Here is a 20,956-nt window from a genome sequence, read left to right on the forward strand (position 1 = left end):
CCTGCCGGGACAAACCGCCTTTGCGGCGGTTTTCCCTGACGGAGACCAAAGACAATGACAGTAAAGATCGCCATTAACGGTTTTGGCCGTATTGGCAGACTGGCCCTTCGCAGCATTCTTGAAAGCGGCCGGGATGACGTTGTGCCCGTCGCCATCAATGGCCCGGGGTCAGTTGAAGACAAGATTCACATGCTGACATATGACAGCGTGCATGGCCGCCTGCCAGGGGAAGTCCACGTCGAAGGCGATATGCTGACCCTGACCCATAACGGGCGGTCTTACGGTCCCATTCGCATTTCATCCGAGCGTGACCCGTCGAAGGTGCCATTTGACGGCGTTGATGTAGCCCTTGAATGTTCCGGACTGTTCACCACCAAGGAAAAAGCTTCTACGCTTCTTCAGGCCGGTGCCCGGAAGGTCCTGATTTCAGCGCCTGGCACGGATGTGGACGCGACCATCGTCTACGGCGTGAACAATGACATGCTGAAGCCGGACATGACGGTCATTTCCAATGCCTCCTGCACAACGAATTGTCTGGCGCCGCTCGTGAAAGTGCTCGACGACAATTACGGTATCGAGTGCGGATACATGGTGACGATCCACTCTTTCACCGGAGATCAGCAGATCGTTGACCGGCGCCACAAGGACCTTCGCCGGGCAAGAGCCGCGTCGCTCAACATGGTGCCTACGTCCACGGGAGCGGCCAAGGCAATTGGGCTGGTTCTGCCGCATTTGAAGGGTCGTCTGGATGGAACGTCCATCCGTGTGCCAACGCCCAATGTTTCGCTGGTATCGTTCGACTTCCTGTCCCGCCGTCCACCGGAAACGGCCAAGGACGTCAATCGCGTCATGCAGGAAGCGGCTTCGGGGGCCTTAAAAGGTATTCTGGCCTATAGCAGCGCCCCATTGGTCAGTAGCGACTTCAACCATTCGCCTGCATCCTCGAATTTTGACGCCACGCAGACGGCCATCATGGAATGTGGTCGAATGGTTCGCGTCTGCTCATGGTATGACAATGAATGGGGTTTCTCGAACCGCATGATCGATACAGCTTTTCTGTTCGGTTCCCTGTAAACGGACGACGGCATTTGTTTCAGGATGTGTTTCGGCGCATAAAAGCACTTTCCTGACTGGAGAGTGCTTTTGATGATGTCCCGTCTGAGACTTCTGGCTGCGATGGCGTGTTTTGGTGCGCCACTTCCTGCTCTGGCACAGGCGATAGCGCCGATGCCGGCAAGCTGTGACAATGCAAAATTCCTGAGTGACCAGCAGACCTTCGAGCAACGTGGCGCCACCCGGACGGATCTTCCCGAGCATATTTGCGGGCGCGTCATCGCCATTGCACCGCATGCGAAGCGGACCCGCAGCGGTTGGCATGGCTATTTCTACCTGGATGTAGGGCAGGGCGTGTCCATCCGGATTGTCTCCGGGCTGGATGAAATGACTGCCCCCCAATGGCCCTGGGTGCAGAAGGGCGACACCGTCGAGGTTCAGGGACGGTACTACTACGACAGCCTGCGCAAGCAGGGGGTCGACTGGACGCATCACGGCACCAGCCGCAAATGGCCTTGGCCCGGATATGTGACCGTTAACGGACACCGCTACGAATAAAAAAAAGCCCGTAGGAATGTCCTACGGGCTTTTTCGTGACGGGCGGTCTAGTTGGTCGCTTCGTCTTTCTTCTCGGCGCTGCTGTCGCCTTTGACGCCGGTCCCTTCAATGATCTCGAAGTCCAGCACGTCGTTCTTGAGGCCAATCTTGACGGCCCCGCCTTTGGCCAGTCGACCGAAGAGCAGTTCTTCGGCCAGCGGCTTCTTGATGTGCTCCTGAATGACGCGTCCCAGAGGACGTGCGCCATACAGGCGATCATAACCCTTCTCGGCCAGCCATTCCTTGGCGGCAGAGGAGATTTCGATCGTAACGTGACGGTCAGCCAACTGGGCTTCGAGCTGGAGAACGAACTTCTCCACCACACGGCCTACGGTTTCCGGCGTCAGGTTAGCGAACGGAATGATCGCATCCAGACGATTGCGGAACTCAGGTGTGAAGGTGCGTTTGATCGCCTCTTCATCCTCGCCGGCACGGCTGGTCCGGCCAAAACCGATCGCTTCCTTGGACAGGTCAGCCGCGCCCGCATTCGTGGTCATGATCAGGATCACGTTACGGAAATCGACTGTCTTGCCGTTGTGGTCTGTCAGACGGCCATGATCCATGACCTGAAGCAGGACGTTGTAAAGGTCCGGATGGGCCTTTTCGATTTCGTCCAGCAGCAGGACGGCATGAGGATGCTGGTCGATCGCATCCGTCAGCAGTCCACCCTGATCGAACCCGACATACCCCGGAGGCGCACCGATCAGACGGGAGATCGAATGACGCTCCATGTATTCGGACATGTCAAAGCGGATCAGTTCGATGCCGAGAGACGACGCCAACTGACGCGCAACTTCCGTCTTGCCGACGCCCGTAGGGCCGGAGAACAGGTAGTTGCCAATCGGCTTCTCAGCATCACGCAGGCCCGCACGGGACAGCTTGATTGCCGCAGCCAGTGCGTCAATTGCCTTGTCCTGCCCAAACACCATGTTCCGCAGATCCCGCTCCAGATGGCGCAGGGTCTCGCGATCATCCGCCGTGACGCTCTTGGGTGGGATGCGGGCAATCTTGGCGATTGCATCTTCCACATCCCGTAGCGTCACGGTCTTGCGGCGCTTGTTCTCAGGCACCAGCATCCGCGCCGCACCAACCTCGTCAATGACGTCGATGGCTTTATCGGGTAGTTTGCGGTCATGCACATACCGGGCCGCCAGTTCGACGGCGCCACGCAGGGCTTCGTCGGTATAGCGAACCTTGTGGTGCTTCTCGTAGCTGCCCTTAAGGCCGCGCAGGATCTTGATCGTGTCCTCGACTGACGGCTCAGGGACGTCAATCTTCTGGAAGCGCCGGACCAGTGCACGGTCTTTCTCGAAGTGCTGACGGAACTCCTTGTATGTCGTGGAGCCAATGCAGCGCAGCGTCCCTGCAGCCAGAGCTGGCTTGAGCAGGTTCGATGCATCCATCGCACCACCAGACGTCGCACCCGCGCCAATGACTGTGTGGATTTCATCAATGAACAGGATCGCACCGGGCGTCTGGTCCATTTCCGTCACGACAGCCTTGAGGCGTTCTTCGAAATCACCGCGGTAACGTGTCCCAGCTAGCAGGGAGCCCATGTCGAGAGAGTAGATCGTGCAGTCCTGCAAGACTTCAGGCACGTCTTTCTCAACAATACGCTTTGCCAGGCCTTCCGCGATCGCAGTCTTGCCGACGCCCGGGTCACCCACATACAGCGGGTTGTTTTTGGTGCGGCGGCACAGGATCTGGATCGTGCGCTCGATCTCCTGATCGCGACCAATCAGTGGATCGATCCGCCCTTCACGGGCACGGTCGTTCAGATTGACGCAATAGGTCGCGAGTGCGCCGTCCTTGGCTGTTTCCTTGCGCTCTTCACGCTCGGAATTATCCTTGGATGCAGCGGCAGCCTTACGGCCAGCGCCACGGTCCGGCGCTTTGGCGATGCCATGCGAAATGAAGTTCACGGCGTCGAGTCGCGTCATGTCCTGCAATTGCAGGAAGTACACGGCGTGGCTTTCACGTTCCGCAAAGAGCGCAACGAGAACGTTGGCACCCGTAACTTCATCGCGGCCTGTGCTTTGCACATGGATAGCCGCGCGTTGAATTACGCGCTGGAAAGCCGCTGTTGGTTTTGGTTCTGTCGGACGGTCGGATGCAAGACCGGCAAGGTCCTTGTCCAGAAAGTCCGTCAGGTCCGAGCGCAGCTTGTCGAGGTCAATCCCGCAGGCGCGGAAAACCGTCAGTGCGTCGGCATCTTCTGTCAGAGCCAGCAGCAGATGTTCGAGGGTGGCATACTCATGACGCCGATCACCTGCGAATGTCAGGGCGCGGTGGAGCGTCTGTTCGAGCGTACGGGACAGCATAGGGTGGCGCTCCTCTCGACCTCTCGTGGAAGAGGTATCTTGTCGTGGTGCAACACGTAACGCCAGTCAGAAACGTAAGGCTGAACAAGAAATTGTCCGATGCCTGTATGACTGTGGCGGGAAATCAGTCTTTTTCGATCGTACACTGAAGCGGATGCTGGTTCTGGCGGGCCAGATCCATAACCTGAGCGACTTTGCTCTCCGCAACTTCGTAGGTGAAGACGCCGCAGACCCCTACGCCCCGCTGATGCACATGCAGCATGATGGTGGTGGCCTCTTCCCTGTTCTTGGAGAAAAACCGCTCCAGCACGTGCACGACAAACTCCATCGGTGTGTAGTCATCGTTGAGCATGAGAACCTTGTACATCGACGGCTTGCGCGTTCGTGTACGAGGGCGAACGACAACGCTGATCTCAAGATCTTCGTCATCGGGCAGGCGTGGATTTGTCGGACCTTTTGGGTCCGATGATCCCGGCCCCATCCTGACTGGTCCGAAAATGGACTCGGCTTCAGAATGGGAGGTGGCTGGTGAAGGGAGATCGTAAGAAGACATGACTGGTATGATATGGGACGCTTCCCCCGACTTGAGAAGGGGGTAAGGATGAGTACATTTCGTGAATATCGCCATCTTCCTGACATGTTCTGGTCGGGTTTGGGTCATGCTTACGAAAAATTAAGCAAACTGCCCCAAACCTTGTGGACGGGCGCTTTTTGTTGCGCCTAGAGTAACGGGATTAAGGACTGCGTTAAACAGTCCGATGTTTCCAGCGTTCAATGTTTTGTTCAGAGGCTGCCACATAATGCGTTTCCCTGTCCGCAAGGCCCTTCTGTTATGCGCTCTGACTGCAGTTGGTGCGGGCTCTGCCAAGGCACAATACGCAGGCCACACGTCCAGTTTCGTGATGGATGCACATTCAGGGGCCGTTCTGTCCCAGTCGGACGCCGATCTTCAGCGGTATCCTGCATCCCTGACAAAACTCATGACGCTGTATCTGACCTTCCGTGCACTGGAAGCACATCAGATTACGCTGGATCAGGAAGTCCCGGTTTCCATTCATGCTTCCATGCAGGCTCCGTCCAAGCTTGGACTGGTTCCGGGTACCCGGCTGACCGTTGAGCAGGGCATTCTGGCGCTTGTCACCAAGTCAGCGAATGACGCTGCCTGCGCTCTGGGTGAGTTCCTGGGTGGCGGCGACGAAGTCCGTTTTGCTCAGCTCATGACGCAGCAGGCGCGTGCGCTGGGCATGGCCAACACGACGTTCCGCAACGCCTCCGGCTTGCCTGACCCTGATCAGGTTACGACAGCGCATGATCTAGGGCTTCTTGCACAGCACCTGATCAACGATTTTCCGCAGTATTATCACTATTTCGGCGTGCCTTCCTTCTATTTCCATCGTCATCTGGTTCCCAACCATGATCCGATGTTGAAAATCTATTCGGGCGCTGACGGCATGAAGACGGGTTACACCGACGCCGCCGGTCGGAATCTCGTCACGTCTGCCATCCGTGGAAACGTTCGCCTGATTGGTGTGGTGCTCGGGTCGTCCTCGAATGCGCGTCGGTCCATGGAAATGGCGTCCATTCTGGATGATGGTTTTGCTTCAGAAGGCGTCGCGCCACAGCCTCTTCTTCATCCGGTCGCGCCGCGCACTGTCATGATCGCGTCTGCGCGTCGTGGTAGTCGTTTCGCTCATCATGGGACGATGGTTGCATCCAGCCGTCCTGTTGAAGTGGCGGATGCGCCAACGTCACCACGTCGTTATGGGCGTGTTGCGCATCATGCTGTCTCGGTTCGCATGGTCAGTGCGCACCATGTTGCTGCCCATCACAAGGCAGGTCGTCACCCACGCGGGTGAAAAACTCGCCTCCGTGCCTTGCGATCCGCTCGTGACGGTCGCATTTTGTCCCGACCAGTTTTGAGATTGAGGATCGGGCGGTAGACATGGATGATAGTTCGCGTGGGATTGTTCTTTATGACAGTGAAGATTTCAAACATCTAAGAACGGTCGGTCATCTTGCAGCGGCAACGCTGGATATGATCACCGAGCATGTGCAGCCGGGCGTTACGACGGAAGAACTCAACACTCTTATTCATGAGTTCACTCTGGCTCACGGCGCCACGCCGGCTCCCCTGAATTATCATGGCTTCCCGAAATCCTGCTGCATTTCGATCAACCATGTTGTGTGTCACGGCATCCCCGGTGAGAAGAAGCTGGCCAACGGCGATATCGTCAATATTGACGTCACGTCCATTCTGGATGGCTGGTACGGGGATAATTCCCGGATGTACATCGTCGGTAAGGCCCCCAAGAAAGCTGAAAAACTGGTTGAGGTGACGTATGAGTCCCTCATGCTTGGTATTGAGCAGGTCAAGCCAGGCAAGACGCTGGGCGATGTTGGTCATGCCATTCAGGCCCATGCGGAAAAGAACCGCTTCTCCATCGTGCGCGATTTCTGTGGACATGGCATTGGCCGGGACTTCCATGCCGCTCCGAATGTTCTGCATTACGGAAAGCCAGGGCAGGGCGTAAAGCTCGTACCGGGAATGGTTTTCACCATTGAGCCGATGCTGAATATCGGCAAACCTGAAGTGAAAATTCTTGATGATGGCTGGACAGCTGTCACGCGTGACCGGACGCTGTCTGCACAATTCGAGCATATGATTGGTGTGACGGACGACGGATGTGAAATCTTCACGCTGTCCCCGAAAGGTTACAACAAGCCCCCATACGGAGCTGGCGCATGAAAAAACTCTTTGCCCTGATTGTCGCGGGCCTGACGGGGGGCACGGCGCTGGCTGCTCCCACGGCAGCCCCTTTGAGCTCTGCCCATGATCCACTGGCCTTTGGTCCGGATCATACCTCTCCGGGCGTTCTGGTCTCTGGCAAGCATGGCATGGTGGTTTCTGCCCAGCATCTCGCTTCTGATGCTGGTGCCAAAATCCTGGCGGAAGGTGGCAATGCCATCGACGCTGCGGTGGCCGTTGGCTATGCGCTTGCTGTCGTTTATCCCGCTGCAGGGAACATCGGCGGTGGCGGCTTCATGACGATCCGCCTGAAATCCGGGCAGACAGTGTTTGTGGACTTCCGGGAGCACGCCCCGGGTGCTGCGACAGCTACCATGTATCAGGATGCGTCTGGCAAAGTCATTCCGGGGCTTTCAACGGAAGGCTGGAAAGCAGTTGCCGTTCCGGGGACTGTCGCAGGCTTGGATACGATCCTTCAGAAGTGGGGGCGTTTGCCACGGGCAAAAGTCATGGCTCCAGCCATAGCGCTCGCCCGTAATGGATTTGTGCTCAATGAAGGCGACGTGCAACTTCTCGACACGTCCACGAAGTATTTCCGTCAGGATCCGTACGCACGTTCTATTTTTCTGCGCCCGGACGGATCGTCCTTTCAGCCTGGAGACCGGCTGATTCAGAAAAATCTGGCCAATTCTCTTGAGCTGGTCGCTAAGAATGGTCCGAAAGCGTTTTACGAAGGTCCGATTTCCGCTGAAATCGTGCGGGCCAGTGAAGAAGGTGGTGGCCTTCTGAAGCCGTCAGATTTCACGAACTATCATATCCGGTTTCTTGAGCCGATCCGCTGCACCTATCGTGGGTACACGATCGACACGGCACCCCCTCCGAGTGGTGGTGGCATTGCGTTATGCGAAATTCTGAACATTCTTTCCGGCTACGATATGCACGCCCTTGGCCTGCACACGGCGGCATCTGCGCAGCGTGAAATTGAAGCCATGCGACATGCGTACTCGGATCGACGCGATCTCGGGGATCCGGCATTCGTCAAGAATCCGATCGAGCACCTGAATGATCCGGCATATGCCGCACAGGTCAGGGCAGGGATCCCGCTTGATCAGGCATTGCCGTCCAGCACCCTCCGCGCTGGTGAGGCGCTTCCGGTTAAAGCTGCCCAGGCTGCTCCTGACACGCAGGAAAAGCACGAGACGACCCAGTTCTCGGTATTGGACAAGAGCGGCATGGCCGTTTCCGCGACATATACTCTGAACGGGTGGTTCGGCTCGGGTGTCATGGGTGGCAACACCGGCATCTGGCTCAATGACGAGATGGATGATTTCTCGGCCAAGCCGGGCGCATCCAATATGTTTGGGATCGTGGGTTCAGAAGCCAACGCCATTGCGCCTGGCAAGACGCCGTTGTCGTCCATGTCACCGTCGATTGTCTCCAAGGATGGCAAGGTGATTATGGTGATCGGCAGCCCCGGTGGTTCCCGCATTCCGACGATCACACTCTCGGCCATTCTGGGCGTGCTCGATTACGGGCTGGACATCCGGCAGGCCGTGGATCTGCCGCGAATCCACGAGCAGTGGGAACCATCTGCTGTGGAGTTGGAACCAGGTGCCCTGACGGACGACGTCATGGATAAGCTGAAATCTGAAGGATATGCGCTGTCTCTGCACCGCCCATGGGGTGTAGCAGAAGGTATTCTTGCGGACCGTCCAAGCCTCTCTGCACACAAAACCGGGCTCATTTATGGGGCTGCTGATCCGCGTCATGCAGGGGGTGAAGCCGCGGGTGAATGATAGGGGGTTGTCAGACACCCCTATCTCCGTGTTAGGAGAGCGCCGGGAGGTCGGCTTTGGACGGATACCTTGCCAACCCGGTCAGGTCCGGAAGGAAGCAGCCGCAGTGAGTTTTATCCGGGTTAAATGTCCGGCCTCCTACCTAGTGCAGCCTGTGGGCGCGGCAGTTTTACTGCCAGGCGCCCCGGTGCAAGACCGACAGAGTGCGGTCTCATTCCCCGCTCTGACGGCTTTCCAGTTTCATGACTGACGATATCGACGACCTTCCCCTGCCGCCTGAGAGCGGTGGTGGCTTCTTTGGTGAAGCCCCGGCCGAGCAGGTTCCAGTTCCTGTTCAGGCAGAAAAAAGCACGCCTTATCGTGTCCTTGCCCGAAAATATCGCCCCCAGACACTCGATGACCTGATTGGTCAGGACTCGCTGGTACGAATCCTGCGTCGTGCGTTCGAGCTGAAGCGTGTGGCGCATGCCTTCATGCTGACGGGTGTGCGCGGTGTGGGGAAAACCACGACTGCCCGAATTATCGCCCGCGCCTTGAACTGCATTGGGCCAGACGGGAAGGGTGGACCGACCGCGGAGCCGTGTGGCGTCTGTGCAAACTGCACTGCCATCCTCGCGGACCGGCATCCGGACGTTCTGGAAATGGATGCAGCGTCTCGCACGGGCGTTGATGATGTGCGTGAAATCATTGAGGCGACCCGTTTTCGTCCGATGCAGGCGCGCATGAAAGTCTTCATCATTGATGAAGTGCACATGCTGTCGCGCAATGCGTTCAATGCTCTGCTGAAAACGCTGGAAGAGCCTCCGTCACAGGTCACGTTCATTTTTGCCACGACGGAGTTGCGGAAAGTGCCGGTGACGGTGCTGTCCCGCTGTCAGCGGTTTGACCTGCGGCGCGTGCCTCAGGCGCTGCTGACCGAACATTTCGGACGTATTGCTGAAAAGGAAGGAGCCACTCTTTCCGAAGACGCTTTGGCGCTCATTGCCCGTGCAGCTGATGGCTCGGTCCGTGACGGACTATCTCTGCTGGATCAGGCGATTGCACAGGGTGCGAGCGACGCCGATGCCGTGTCAGACATGCTGGGTCTGGCAGATCGTGGACTGGTCTTTGATCTGCTTGATGCCCTTATGGCCGGCAAGGCAGCAGAGGCTCTGGACCTGACCGATCAGGCCTATGCGCGTGGTGCTGATCTCGGCGTTCTCCTGACGGATCTTCTGGATCTTCTGCATCTTGTTTCCCGTCTCAAGGCGATGCCGGGTCTTCGTGAAAGCCGGGACCTTCCAGAAGCCGAAAGACTGCGTGGTGGCGTGTTGGCAGACAGGCTCTCAACCAGCAGTTTGGGACGAGCCTGGCAGATTCTTCTGAAGGGTGTGAACGAAGTCGAATCCGCGCCGGATCGTCGTCAGGCGTCTGAGATGGTCCTGATTCGACTGTGCCACGCCAGCCTTCTACCGACGCCTGACCGTCTGATCCGTCAGTTGACTGAAGGCGGGGTCGATCTCTCCTTGCCATCAGGCCCTTCGGGTGGAGCTGCTCCGTCCGGAGAGATGTCGTCTGGGTTGCAGACTGCGCCTGTGCTGTCGACGTCCGTATCGCCAACTGACACGGGTGGCCCTCGTGCGCATGTCCGTCTGGTGGCCAATGGCGGCGAAATTATTGAGCCGGGTTATGCGGAGGCCGCTCCTGAGCTGCCCCCGGAACCCGAACTTCCTCCGACCCCGCCGCGAACATGGCGCGAGATGGTCGCTCTGGTGTGGGACAAGCAGCCGCAGTTGCATGGGGTTCTGCGCTCGTCGGTGCATCTGGTACGTTTTTCACCCCCAGATGTGCAGGTTCGTCTGGAAGACCCGCACACCAAGGCGGACCGTCTCCTTCAGAATTTTCTTGAAGAGGTGTTTCCCGGCCAGTGGCGAATCAGTCTTTCCACAGCCGAAGGTGAGCCAACCCTGGATGAACAGGGTGCGGAGGTGGTGGCCATCAACCGTGCAATGGTTGAGGCACACCCGTTGGTCCAAGCCATTCTTGATGCTTTCCCCGGTGCGAAAATCGGCGATGTGCAAGACCACTCTCTTGATGAATACGGTCTTCCACCCGAAATAACCGCACCATTGACGGAGGACTCTCCTCCGGATCTGGAATTCGCGCCTCTGGACGCTGATTTCCTTGATGAAGATGATCTGAACTGAAAGACCAGGAGACGTTATGAAGAACCTTGCAGGACTGATGAAGCAGGCCAGCCAGATGCAGTCCAAAATGGAAGAGGCCCAGAAAAATCTGGCAAATCTGACGGTAGATGGTTCGGCTGGCGCTGGTCTCGTGACGCTTCAACTTACGGGCAAAGGCGAAATGCGGGGTCTGAAAATTGATCCGAAGCTGGCCGATCCGAATGAAATGGAAATGCTGCAGGACCTGATCGTGGCAGCCTATACGGATGCCAAGAACAAGGCTGAAGCAGCCAGCTCTGAAGCCATGCGCGACGTTACGGGCGGTCTGGATCTGCCGCCGGGTCTGAAGCTGCCGTTCTGATCTGAATAGTTTTTCTGCGGGCGTCACATCATGATGATCAGCAATGACATCGAGCAGCTGATTTCCATGCTGTCTCGCCTGCCGGGGCTCGGCCCTAGGTCAGCCCGTCGCGCTGCGCTCAGTTTGCTGCGGCAGCCAGAGGCGCGGATGTTGCCTTTGGCACATCTCATGGAACGGGCTGCCACAAGCGTCCGCACATGCTCCCTTTGTGGCAATCTCGACACCATTGATCCCTGCCACATCTGTACGGATTCAACCCGTGACGGCGGCCTGGTGTGCGTGGTCGAAACTGTGGGTGATCTGTGGGCACTGGAACGTGCTGGCGTACATCGCGGGGTCTATCAGGTTCTGGGTGGGACATTATCGGCGCTTGCCGGTCTCGGGCCCGAAGATCTGAATGTCTCATCCCTGCTGGACCGTATTGCCGAAGGTGGCGTGAGAGAGGTCATCCTCGCTCTTGGCGCGACAGTCGAGGGGGCGACCACAGCGCACTGGCTTCAGGAAAAACTGGCATCAACGGGCGTGGTCGTCAGCCGTGTCGGACATGGTGTTCCTATGGGGGGCGCTCTGGATGTGCTCGATGATGGCACGTTGGCAGCCGCCCTGATTGCACGACGCGCATTATGATTTCCGCTCTGGTCCCCCGTACGGCGATTGTGACCGGTGGCGCGCGTCGGATCGGTCGGGCGCTGGTTGAAATGCTGGCCGGGCAGGGTTTTTCTGTCGCCATTCATTATCGCGACAGCAAAACAGAAGCGCTGGATCTGCTCGATCACATTGGCGGCCGCGGATGTGTAATTGGCGCAGATCTGTCGTGTGAAGCGGATGTGAACAGGCTGGCTGCTGAAGCAGTTCAGCAGCTTGGTCCGATCGGTGTGCTCATCAACAACGCTTCAGCGTTCATTCGTGATGAAGTCGAGACTGTAACTCGCGAAAGCTGGGACCAGCATCTTGAGCCGAATCTGAGGGCTCCGTTCCTCCTCTCTCAGGCGATGGCAGCAGCCCTGCCGTCAGAGGCTGAAGGGCTGATTTTGAACATGCTGGATCAGCGCGTGTGGAATCTGACGCCACATTTTATCAGCTATACCGTGTCCCGAGCAGGCTTGTGGACACTGACACAAACGCTTGCGCTGGCACTGGCGCCGCGTATTCGCGTTAATGCCATTGGCCCAGGGCCTGTTCTGCCAACAGTAGGCCGACAGTCTCAGGAGCATTTTGACAGGATGTGTGCGCAAACGCCTCTGAAGCGTGGGTCGTCTCCCGAAGAAATCGCTGAAGCCGCGCTCGCGCTGTTTTCTCTCCCGTCCGTCACGGGGCAGATGCTGGCCATGGATGGCGGGCAACACCTGAACTGGTCGCCTGCGCGATAAATCAGGGCTGAGGTTTCAGCGCACCAGGCAGATAATCTTCCACAACCAGAGAAATTGGTGCGTTGTCTGAAGCGCGTCTGAGGACCGCACGGTTTTCGAGCACGATTCCTGTGGTGTTATCTGGAAAACGTGTTTCGAGTCGCTGGCGATAAAAATTCGTCTTCGAGACAGCTTTGCCAAAAGGCGTATCCGTCGTTTCCAGCAGATGGTTCATGTCATCTGTCAGACGTTCCGGCACATACCAGTTCCAGGCATCAGAGAGCGGGACATCCCCACACAGAAGCTGAACGTGACGTGTGCGAACCTGCCGAGGGTCTGAGACCTCCAGAAGACGCAGGGTTTCCTGTGAAAGCTGTTCTCCAACGGGGAGGCGCACAACGCGAATGGGAACGGAGCAGTGCTCCTGAAGAACTGCTGTTGCGCTGGGATGGCGCTCCAGGCGGTCCTTTAATGCACGAACGGCTGCGCCATCCGGGGACAAGGCGTCTCCCGGACCGGCACAGCCGCTCAATACTGCTGCAAAGGAAAGAGCACGGACGACCTTAGTGGTCGTCGCGGTCGTCCTTGTCAGTCGAAACTTCGATGTCGTTCGAGAGATCATCGTCATCATCCAGATCGTCGTCTGCTGCGATGACATCGTCATCTGCATCATCGTCCGTGTCCAGATCGACGTCTACATCATCCTCGTTCTCGTCCTTCGGAGCGTTCGGATCTTTCTCCTCAGGCAGCGGTCCTTCGCTACGCTTGAGACGGCCGATATCGTTCGGCTGGGTGGTGCCACATTTCGGGCACACCGTAGGGACGCGGTTCAGGTCATAGAAGCGGGCGCCGCACTCAACGCACGTCCGTTTTAGACCGAGTTCGGGTTTTGCCATGTTGCGCAAGCCTGCCAATGCCTCGGATAAGGAACGCGGCCATGCCAGCTTGTTTCCGCCATGTCAAACTCCAAGTGTCCCGAAATCTGCATGAGGGGACGTATTTCAGGGTGATTGACACACAGGAATGACCCTCGCATGAAAGTGCACATGCAAGCGCGACCTCTGACAGTTTCCGCGTCCCCGAAGGGACTTTCCGGCCGTACCCTCGTACCGGGTGACAAATCCATCAGCCATCGTTCGCTGATGCTGGCCTCCCTCGCACATGGCCGTACGAAGGTTTACGGCCTTCTGGAGGGTGAAGACGTTCTGCGCACCGCAGACGCCATGCGCGCGCTGGGTGCGGCGATCACGCGTGACGGTGCCGTCTGGACCATTGATGGTCGTGGCGTCGGTGAGCTGACGGAACCGGCAGACGTGCTGGATATGGGGAATTCCGGGACAGCAGCGCGGCTCTTGTCCGGTATTCTTTCTTCCCACCAGATGAACAGCGTCATGACCGGGGATGCCTCCCTGCGCTCCCGTCCAATGCGTCGGGTGATGGACCCGCTTTCGAAGAACGGTTCCGAATTTTTGTCCCGTGAGGGCGGCCGTTTGCCGATGGCCGTGCGTGGCAATGGTCAGGCGAAACCGCTTGAATACCGTCTGCCAGTTGCTTCTGCGCAGGTGAAATCAGCAGTTCTTCTGGCCGGGCTGAATGCGGTTGGCCGTACGGTTGTGGAAGAGCCAGTCGCCACCCGCGACCATACGGAAAATATGCTTCGTCATTTTGGCGTGGATGTTGATGTCTCCGTTCTGGATGCTGGTGGACGCCGAATCGAGCTGACCGGACCGGTGAAGCTGACTGCGCGGGACGTGACAGTTCCGGGTGATCCATCGTCTTCTGCATTCCCCCTTGTGGCTGCGCTGCTGGTTCCTGAGTCCGATCTGCTGATTGAAAATGTTGGTTTGAACCCGCTTCGGACGGGTCTGTTCACTACCCTGCTCGAAATGGGTGCTGATCTGACCATTGAAAACGAGCGCATTGAGGGCGGGGAGCCTGTGGGCGACCTTCGCGCACGATACAGCAAGCTGAAAGGTGTGGATGTTCCGCCAGAGCGCGCACCGTCCATGATTGACGAATATCCCGTTCTGGCCGTTGCCTGCGCTTTTGCGGAAGGTTCCTCCCGCCTGCGTGGTCTGGAAGAACTTCGGGTGAAAGAAAGTGACCGTCTGGCTGCTACGGTTTCCCTGCTGAATGTGAATGGCGCTGAAACCGAAGTGGTTGGCGATGACCTGATTGTCCGTGGTTTTCAGGGCCAACTGGGTGGCGGAAGCGTGACAACGCACATGGATCATCGCTTGGCCATGAGTGGGATCGTGTTTGGTCTGGCGGCGCAGAAGCCGGTCCATATTGATGATACGGCCTTCATTGAAACCAGCTTCCCCGGTTTCGTTGATCTCATGAATGGTCTGGGTGCGGATATCCGGGCATGAGCCGTCCGCTGGTCATTGCCGTTGATGGGCCGGCCGCTGCCGGAAAGGGGACGCTGGCCAAGGCGCTCGCCTCCCGGCTGTCCTTGCCCTATCTGGATACGGGCCTCCTGTATCGTGCAGTTGCAAGGCGCATGATTGATGCAGGTCTTGACCCTGCGGGAAATGCTTCTGCACAGGCGGAAGCGCTAGAGCAGGAGGATCTGCGGAGAACCGATTTGCGCGTTCCGGAAATCGACCGCGGCGCCTCACTGGTAGCTAGCCAGCCTGCTGTGCGTGAGGCTCTTCTGGAGCGTCAACGTGTGTTCGCCGCCCAGACAGGGGCCGTTGTTGACGGGCGGGATATCGGCACAGTTGTTTTCCCGGATGCGGACGTAAAGTTTTTCATCACGGCCTCCCCTAGGGCGCGGGCCCTTCGTCGCCATCGCCAAGTGCACGGGGACGCAGCGATTGCAGAGGCGGAACTGGACGCTGCAGTCGCTGAGATCATCGCGCGTGACTCGCGGGATTCTTCGCGGGATACTGCGCCTCTGGTGCAGGCCGCAGATGCGCTTCTGATTGAGACGGATGAGCTTTCTGCAGAGCAAGTGCTTGAAAAGGCGCATGAAGAAATCAGGCGGCGCATAACTCGGATCTGAGTTGCGGTATCTGCCCGTCTGACACCTGTTTTTTTATTGACAGAGCGCCTGTGGAAGGTGTTGTTGCGGGTTAGCACGTTGCCCGAAGGGGGAAAGTGTCGTCCGTCATGCGTTTTGCGTGCGGGCCATAATTTAACGGACCCGGTCTGACCTTTTGAGGCAGCGGGGAGTCGTCATGCCAGATTTCGATCCGCGTGGCGCAGACGTGGATGATCGGTTTCAGGCCGAAAATCCGGGAATATTGTATTTACATGGCTTCAGCCACACAGGCCCCTGCCGCTCACGGCATGGAAGATTTTGCAGCCCTCCTCGAAGAGACCCTGGGCCGCGACACCGGTTTTGACGGCTCCGTCGTCACGGGCCGCGTGATCCGTCTGACCGACGAATTCGCTATCGTTGATGTTGGTCTCAAGAGCGAAGGTCGCGTTTCCCTTAAGGAATTCGGCCCGCCAGGCGCTGCTCCGGACGTAAAGCCGGGCGACGTTGTCGAGCTGTATGTCGAGCGTTACGAAGACCGTGACGGTTCCATCGTTCTTTCCCGCGAGAAGGCTCGTCGTGAAGAAGCATGGACCGCTCTGGAGCGTGCATTCGGCAACAACCAGCGCGTCAACGGCACGATCTATGGTCGCGTCAAGGGTGGCTTCACGGTTGATCTCGGCGGCGCAATGGCGTTCCTTCCGGGCAGCCAGGTTGATATCCGTCCGGTTCGTGACGTCGGCCCGCTGATGGGTCAGCCGCAGCCGTTCCAGATCCTGAAGATGGATCGCGCACGTGGCAACATCGTTGTGTCCCGTCGTGCCGTTCTTGAAGAGACCCGTGCAGAGCAGCGTTCCGAGCTGATCCAGGGCCTGAAGGAAGGCATGATCCTTGACGGCGTCGTCAAGAACATCACCGACTACGGTGCGTTCGTTGACCTCGGCGGCGTTGACGGCCTCCTGCATGTCACCGACATCGCATGGAAGCGCATCAACCATCCGTCCGAAGCTCTGCAGATCGGTCAGCCGGTTCGCGTGCAGGTCATCCGCTTCAACCCGGACACGCAGCGTATCTCCCTCGGCATGAAGCAGCTTGAAGCTGATCCGTGGGAAAACGTCGCCATCAAGTACCCAGCTGGTGCCCGCTTCACGGGTCGCGTCACGAACATCACCGACTACGGTGCATTCGTCGAGCTGGAGCCGGGCGTCGAAGGTCTGGTGCACGTTTCCGAGATGTCCTGGACGAAGAAGAACGTCCATCCGGGCAAGATCGTCGCTACTTCCCAGGAAGTCGACGTCATGGTTCTGGACGTGGACAGCTCCAAGCGTCGTATTTCGCTTGGTCTCAAGCAGGTTCAGCGCAACCCTTGGGAGCAGTTCGAAGAAGAGCACAAGGTTGGCTCTGTCATCGAAGGCGAAATCCGCAACATCACCGAGTTCGGTCTGTTCATCGGTCTCTCCGCAGACATCGACGGCATGGTTCACATGTCCGACCTGTCCTGGGACGAAGCTGGCGAAGCAGCCATGGCGAACTACGAGAAGGGTCAGGTCGTTAAGGCCAAGGTCCTCGACGTGGATCCTGAAAAGGAGCGTATCTCCCTGGGCATCAAGCAGCTTCAGGAAGATCCGGCAGCCGACACCCTGTCCCGCATCCAGAAGGGTGCTGTTGTGACCTGCGTCGTGACGGCAGTTCAGGCAAACGGTATCGAAGTGAAGGTCGACGATCTGCTGACCGGCTTCATCCGTCGTGCAGAGCTGGCTCGTGACAAGGCTGAGCAGCGTCCGGAGCGTTTCGCAGTTGGCGAAAAGGTCGATGCGAAGATTGTTTCCGTTGACCGTGCTTCCCGCAAGCTCGCGCTGACGATCCGCGGCCGTGAGGTCGAGGAAGACAAGGCTGCGATCAGCGAATACGGTTCTTCTGACTCGGGCGCTTCCCTGGGTGACATTCTGGGTGCGGCAATCCGTCGTCGTACTACAGACGTCTGAAGAGACTGAAAATCAGATAACTCTATGTTGTCATGATTTTAGAAAAGGGCCGCGCAAGCGGCCCTTTTTTGTATTTGAGATGTAATGATCTTCTTTCTTGTCAGGGGCTTTTGTTGCTGTAAACCTTCAGGTAAGAATTGAGTATCGTGATGGCAGCGGTCTTGTGGTCTCTTGCCCGGAAGACTGATTGCGTCGGTTTGAGATGGGAGTGGGCGCTTTGCGCTCAGGAGATTGATGGCGGTTATTTACAACACAAATTATACCCACAATCCCAATTCCTACCTTACGCTGGCGGTCGAACGGGCGGCCCGATCTCTATTTGGTAATGACCAGGTTGTTGTCGCTGACAATATGTCCCTGGGCAGTATTGCTGCTTCTGGTGAACATGATGTTCTGATCTGCCTGGATGCGCAGCGGATTAATCTTCCACTGATCCGTCGCGTTCGACCTGCATTCAAGACCTTGATTCTCTGGACGTTTGAAGACCCGTTCATGCGGGACTTCAATGTTGAAAATGCCGGTCTTTTTGATTTCGTCTTTACGAACGATCCGTCCTGCGCCGAATACTACCACGGCAAGGGGCACTACCTGCCTCTGGCAGCGAGCCGCTCCATTCATGAGCGTAAGGTTCTTCCGGCTGCTGAGCTGGAATATGATATCTTTTTTGCTGGCACGATGTGGCCGAACCGCGTTCAAACCCTGCGACGCGTGATTGCTGCCTTTCCGGATGCCAAGCTGAAGCTTGTTTGCCCTGGTAACGAATATCTGCCGCCGCTCCCCGCAGATCTTGCGGCTCTTGCGATCCAGCGCCCGATCAGCCACGAAGCGTTTATTGACTTCGCGAATGTCAGTGCTGTCACTCTGACGATGTTCCGTGATTACGCCAGTCATGGCGACGTCAGCCAGGCGACAGCTCCGGGGCCACGCTTTTTCGAACTTGCTCTGGGCGGTACGGCACAGGTTGTCGAAGCGCCGGAAAGCATGGGCAGCGAGCATTTCGATACGGTCGAAGGAATTAGCCTTGCGCGTGATCCCGATGGCGTCGTGGATGCCGTTGCCCGTATCCTGAACAACAAGAACACGCGCCGCAAAGCGGCGCAGGCGTCCCAGAAGTCAGTACTGGCGCATCATCTGTACGAGCATCGTCTCGAGAAAATGCGTGATATTACGGGGGCTGATTTTGGCCGCCGCAAATCCGCCGACATCGTGCCGGTCGAGCGTCGCCGTCGTCTGCGGGTGCTGATGTGCACGCATTCCACAATTCATGAGCAGGCGTGGGGCGGTGTTGAAGTCTACCAGCAGGCACTTTGTTCCCTGCTTGGACGCGACGTTGAGTTTTTCTACTGGTTGCGTCGTGGCACGTTCTGCCGTCTGACGACTGCGAGTGGACAGGAGCTCGAGCGCTTTGACGTGCCGGAAGTGGGCTGGCAGGACGCGATGTGCGACGCGCCTGAAGAAATGGCGTTTTCGAGCGTAATCAGTCAGTACAACATGGACATTGTCCATTTCCAGCATCTTGGACATCACGCACTGTCATTGCCCATCATCGCCAAGGCCAATGGTGTGGGCGTGGTTTTCTCCGCGCATGACTTCTGGCTGGTCTCGGCTCGTTACAACCTGCTGAACCACGAACTGCGTTATGTGGAAGATGAGGTCCGGTCAGTCCTGTCAGCAGATATCACGCTGAAGGCTTCTGAGAATGTTGATCATGGTGGTGAACAGACGCGTCGGGCCTTTGTCGCCAAGATGCTTCACTCTGTTGATGCCATCATGTTCGGGACGCAACATTCTCGTGATCTGACGCATGAGATCTATCCGATCCTCAACGAAAAAATCAGTCTGATCACGGGTATCCCGAGCCCTGAGAACACTGTGCCCGTCAAGCCGAAGAGCTATGCTCCGTTGGGTGACGCGCCTCTGAACGTTGCGATTGTCGGTAACTTCCTGAGAACCAAGGGTGCAGATACGATCCTGAGCCTGATCGAGATCGCTCACCCAGATCATTTTGTCTTCCACATCTTCGGTTATGTGCACCCCGAGTATGAAGCTGTTCTGAACGCAAGCAGCCGCTCGAATGTGAAGCTCTATGGCCGTTATGACATGGGTGACATCGAGGCCCTGAAAAAGGCTGATGTCGCGCTCAACCTGTCGATTTGGCCGGAAACATATTGCATTTCCCTGTCTGAGGCCTGGCAGAACGGTCTGATTCCCATTGTGACCGATGTTGGCGCTCTGGGGGATCGTGTTGAAGACGGTGTCAACGGTTTCAAGGTCCCCATCAATCGCCCAAGCATGGTTCTGGAACGTCTCGAACTTCTGCGTTCTTCCGAGCCTGTGCGTAAAAAGATTATGGCAAACATTGGCCCGCATCTTTGGACGCATGCCCGTGACTATGCGGACGGCTTGCTGAAACTTTATCAGGATGTCGTGCCACGTCGTCCGATGGGCGTTGCGGATCTTCGCCTGGATGCAGGGCAGGTGCATCTTCTGCCGCACGCATCATGGCGTCATCAGGCTCCGCCGCGTCATATTTTTGATCCGCCGACCACGCGTGATCTCTCTGTCGAGCTCCCCATTCCCGTATCGGACTGGTTCTCCATCCAGGGCGCCGAATGCTACATTGACGACGTTTGTCATCATGTCTTTGCCACGAACGAAGACGAAGATTTCAAGGGCGCCAATGAGTTCCATATTCGTGGCTGGTTCCTGCTTCCAGGCGTCAGCACTGCTGGACGTATGCTGACTGTGCTGATTGAAGAAGGCGCGGACAGTCCGTTGATCTTCCTTGAATGCGAACGTGAAATTCGTGGCGACATTGTTGAAATGTTCAACGGATCTCCGCGTCGTTCAGGGTTCTCTGGTAAGACAGCCCTGCGTGGAAAATGGTGTGAAGGTCGTTTCCGTGTTGGTCTGATCAATGTCATCAACGGTCAGGCAGCTTTCCAGCTGACGTCTATTCAGATCGAAGTTGAGGGCGGCAAGATTGACGCGATTCATCGCTCAGCGCCTTCGAACGACGTGATCCTCTCTGACTTCAATCGTGTTTCTCACAGTGATGGGCTGCTTCGCGGTATCAAGCTGTCTGGTTTCCAGAAGAATGAACTGCATCCGTATGGCAGTGGCATGCTGGAAAACTTCATTGACGAATTTACAGGCGTCATTGGAGAGCCGGTTCAGGAGATTGAGCCGTTTGGAAGCATCTATGTTCGCGGCTGGGCTTTCCTGAAGAGCCTGTCTCGCGCAGGGCAAATTTATGTTGGCCTGATTCAAACGGAGCGTGACGAAGTGACGTTGTTTGCGACAGACCGTATTGCGCGTCAGGACGTGGCAGGCGTGCATCGTGATGCTCCGCTCTGCGCAGGTTTCTCGGGCACACTAAGCCCGATGCAGGGGTATGCTCGCCCGATGGATGGCGTCTATCGTGTCGCGCTGATCAATGTGACCGGGGATGTTTTCGGCACGCATATTACGGATCTGGTTGCGACGTTTGATGGTGGACGGATTGTATCGACAGGCCGTGAAGGTCTAACACCGGAACAGGCTGAGCGTTCGGAGCGGCTTCTGAATGAGAAAGCCATAGCCTGAACCTGGGGGTCAGTT

The 20,956-nt window shown here is 57.3% G+C and carries 17 protein-coding genes and 1 other RNA gene; 14 read left to right on the forward strand and 4 right to left on the reverse strand.

The genetic code is table 11. The features are described 5' to 3' along the window. Positions 1 to 54 precede the first annotated feature (54 nt). Together gap and R5H23_RS04675 are read left to right on the forward strand one after the other, a co-directional pair. Entirely contained in the window at positions 55 to 1,074 is a 1,020-nt protein-coding gene (gap, locus tag R5H23_RS04670) for a type I glyceraldehyde-3-phosphate dehydrogenase (protein ID WP_317214634.1), read from the forward strand. A 72-nt stretch (positions 1,075 to 1,146) separates the two neighbouring features. Then, complete coding sequence (locus R5H23_RS04675) at positions 1,147 to 1,611, forward strand: DUF3465 domain-containing protein (RefSeq protein ID WP_202206259.1); 465 nt, start codon at positions 1,147 to 1,149, stop codon at positions 1,609 to 1,611. 47 nt (positions 1,612 to 1,658) lie between these two features. On the opposite strand, the gene clpA is transcribed toward R5H23_RS04675, so the two are convergent. Both clpA and clpS read right to left on the reverse strand, forming a co-directional pair. Next, complete coding sequence (clpA, locus tag R5H23_RS04680) at positions 1,659 to 3,971, reverse strand: ATP-dependent Clp protease ATP-binding subunit ClpA (protein WP_099210941.1); 2,313 nt, start codon at positions 3,969 to 3,971, stop codon at positions 1,659 to 1,661. A 124-nt stretch (positions 3,972 to 4,095) separates the two neighbouring features. Beyond that, positions 4,096 to 4,524, reverse strand: a complete 429-nt coding sequence (clpS, locus tag R5H23_RS04685) for an ATP-dependent Clp protease adapter ClpS (protein ID WP_232309080.1) — start codon at positions 4,522 to 4,524, stop codon at positions 4,096 to 4,098. Positions 4,525 to 4,771: 247 nt separating this feature from the next. On the opposite strand from clpS, the gene R5H23_RS04690 reads away from it, so the two are divergent. From R5H23_RS04690 to R5H23_RS04725, 8 genes are all read left to right on the forward strand, one after another. Further along, positions 4,772 to 5,827: a D-alanyl-D-alanine carboxypeptidase family protein gene (locus R5H23_RS04690; protein ID WP_317214635.1), complete on the forward strand. Its 1,056-nt coding sequence runs from the start codon at positions 4,772 to 4,774 to the stop codon at positions 5,825 to 5,827. Between the two features lie 86 nt (positions 5,828 to 5,913). Beyond that, complete coding sequence (gene map, locus R5H23_RS04695; RefSeq protein ID WP_046900141.1) at positions 5,914 to 6,717, forward strand: type I methionyl aminopeptidase; 804 nt, start codon at positions 5,914 to 5,916, stop codon at positions 6,715 to 6,717. Continuing rightward, a complete protein-coding gene (gene ggt, locus R5H23_RS04700; protein ID WP_317214636.1) occupies positions 6,714 to 8,513 on the forward strand; it encodes a gamma-glutamyltransferase in 1,800 nt (599 codons plus the stop codon). Before map ends, ggt begins: the two co-directional genes overlap by 4 nt. Before the next feature lie 46 nt (positions 8,514 to 8,559). Then, positions 8,560 to 8,654: signal recognition particle sRNA small type (ffs, locus tag R5H23_RS04705), an RNA gene on the forward strand. A gap of 101 nt (positions 8,655 to 8,755) precedes the next feature. Beyond that, the gene (locus R5H23_RS04710; RefSeq protein ID WP_317214637.1) at positions 8,756 to 10,699 is read left to right on the forward strand and encodes a DNA polymerase III subunit gamma/tau; all 1,944 of its coding nucleotides are present in this window, start codon (positions 8,756 to 8,758) and stop codon (positions 10,697 to 10,699) included. Between the two features lie 16 nt (positions 10,700 to 10,715). Further along, positions 10,716 to 11,039: a YbaB/EbfC family nucleoid-associated protein gene (locus R5H23_RS04715; RefSeq protein ID WP_046900138.1), complete on the forward strand. Its 324-nt coding sequence runs from the start codon at positions 10,716 to 10,718 to the stop codon at positions 11,037 to 11,039. Between the two features lie 33 nt (positions 11,040 to 11,072). Then, positions 11,073 to 11,666, forward strand: coding sequence for a recombination mediator RecR (gene recR / locus R5H23_RS04720; protein ID WP_167386111.1), 594 nt, complete (start codon positions 11,073 to 11,075; stop codon positions 11,664 to 11,666). Next, a complete protein-coding gene (locus R5H23_RS04725; protein WP_317214638.1) occupies positions 11,663 to 12,409 on the forward strand; it encodes an SDR family oxidoreductase in 747 nt (248 codons plus the stop codon). Before recR ends, R5H23_RS04725 begins: the two co-directional genes overlap by 4 nt. A 1-nt stretch (position 12,410) precedes the next feature. Here R5H23_RS04725 and R5H23_RS04730 read toward each other — a convergent pair whose 3' ends face one another. Both R5H23_RS04730 and R5H23_RS04735 read right to left on the reverse strand, forming a co-directional pair. Further along, positions 12,411 to 13,010, reverse strand: coding sequence for a hypothetical protein (locus R5H23_RS04730; protein ID WP_317214639.1), 600 nt, complete (start codon positions 13,008 to 13,010; stop codon positions 12,411 to 12,413). Beyond that, positions 12,952 to 13,284, reverse strand: a complete 333-nt coding sequence (locus R5H23_RS04735) for a TIGR02300 family protein (RefSeq protein WP_046900134.1) — start codon at positions 13,282 to 13,284, stop codon at positions 12,952 to 12,954. The genes R5H23_RS04730 and R5H23_RS04735 overlap by 59 nt, the downstream gene beginning before the upstream one ends. Positions 13,285 to 13,434: 150 nt before the next feature. Here R5H23_RS04735 and aroA point away from each other — a divergent pair, with 150 nt between their 5' ends. The 4 genes from aroA to R5H23_RS04755 all read left to right on the forward strand — a co-directional run bounded on the left by aroA (position 13,435) and on the right by R5H23_RS04755 (position 20,941). Beyond that, the gene (aroA, locus tag R5H23_RS04740) at positions 13,435 to 14,760 is read left to right on the forward strand and encodes a 3-phosphoshikimate 1-carboxyvinyltransferase (RefSeq protein ID WP_317215071.1); all 1,326 of its coding nucleotides are present in this window, start codon (positions 13,435 to 13,437) and stop codon (positions 14,758 to 14,760) included. Next, positions 14,757 to 15,395: a (d)CMP kinase gene (gene cmk / locus R5H23_RS04745; protein WP_317214640.1), complete on the forward strand. Its 639-nt coding sequence runs from the start codon at positions 14,757 to 14,759 to the stop codon at positions 15,393 to 15,395. Before aroA ends, cmk begins: the two co-directional genes overlap by 4 nt. Before the next feature lie 251 nt (positions 15,396 to 15,646). Beyond that, a complete protein-coding gene (gene rpsA, locus R5H23_RS04750) occupies positions 15,647 to 17,356 on the forward strand; it encodes a 30S ribosomal protein S1 (protein WP_086633806.1) in 1,710 nt (569 codons plus the stop codon). Positions 17,357 to 17,590: 234 nt separating this feature from the next. After that, positions 17,591 to 20,941 carry a glycosyltransferase gene (locus R5H23_RS04755; protein WP_211498789.1) on the forward strand — a complete coding sequence of 1,117 codons (3,351 nt, stop codon included), beginning with the start codon at positions 17,591 to 17,593 and terminating at the stop codon, positions 20,939 to 20,941. Positions 20,942 to 20,956 lie beyond the last annotated feature (15 nt).

This window comes from Gluconobacter sp. GP1, from assembly GCF_032913585.1.
Lineage (GTDB): Bacteria > Pseudomonadota > Alphaproteobacteria > Acetobacterales > Acetobacteraceae > Gluconobacter > Gluconobacter cerinus.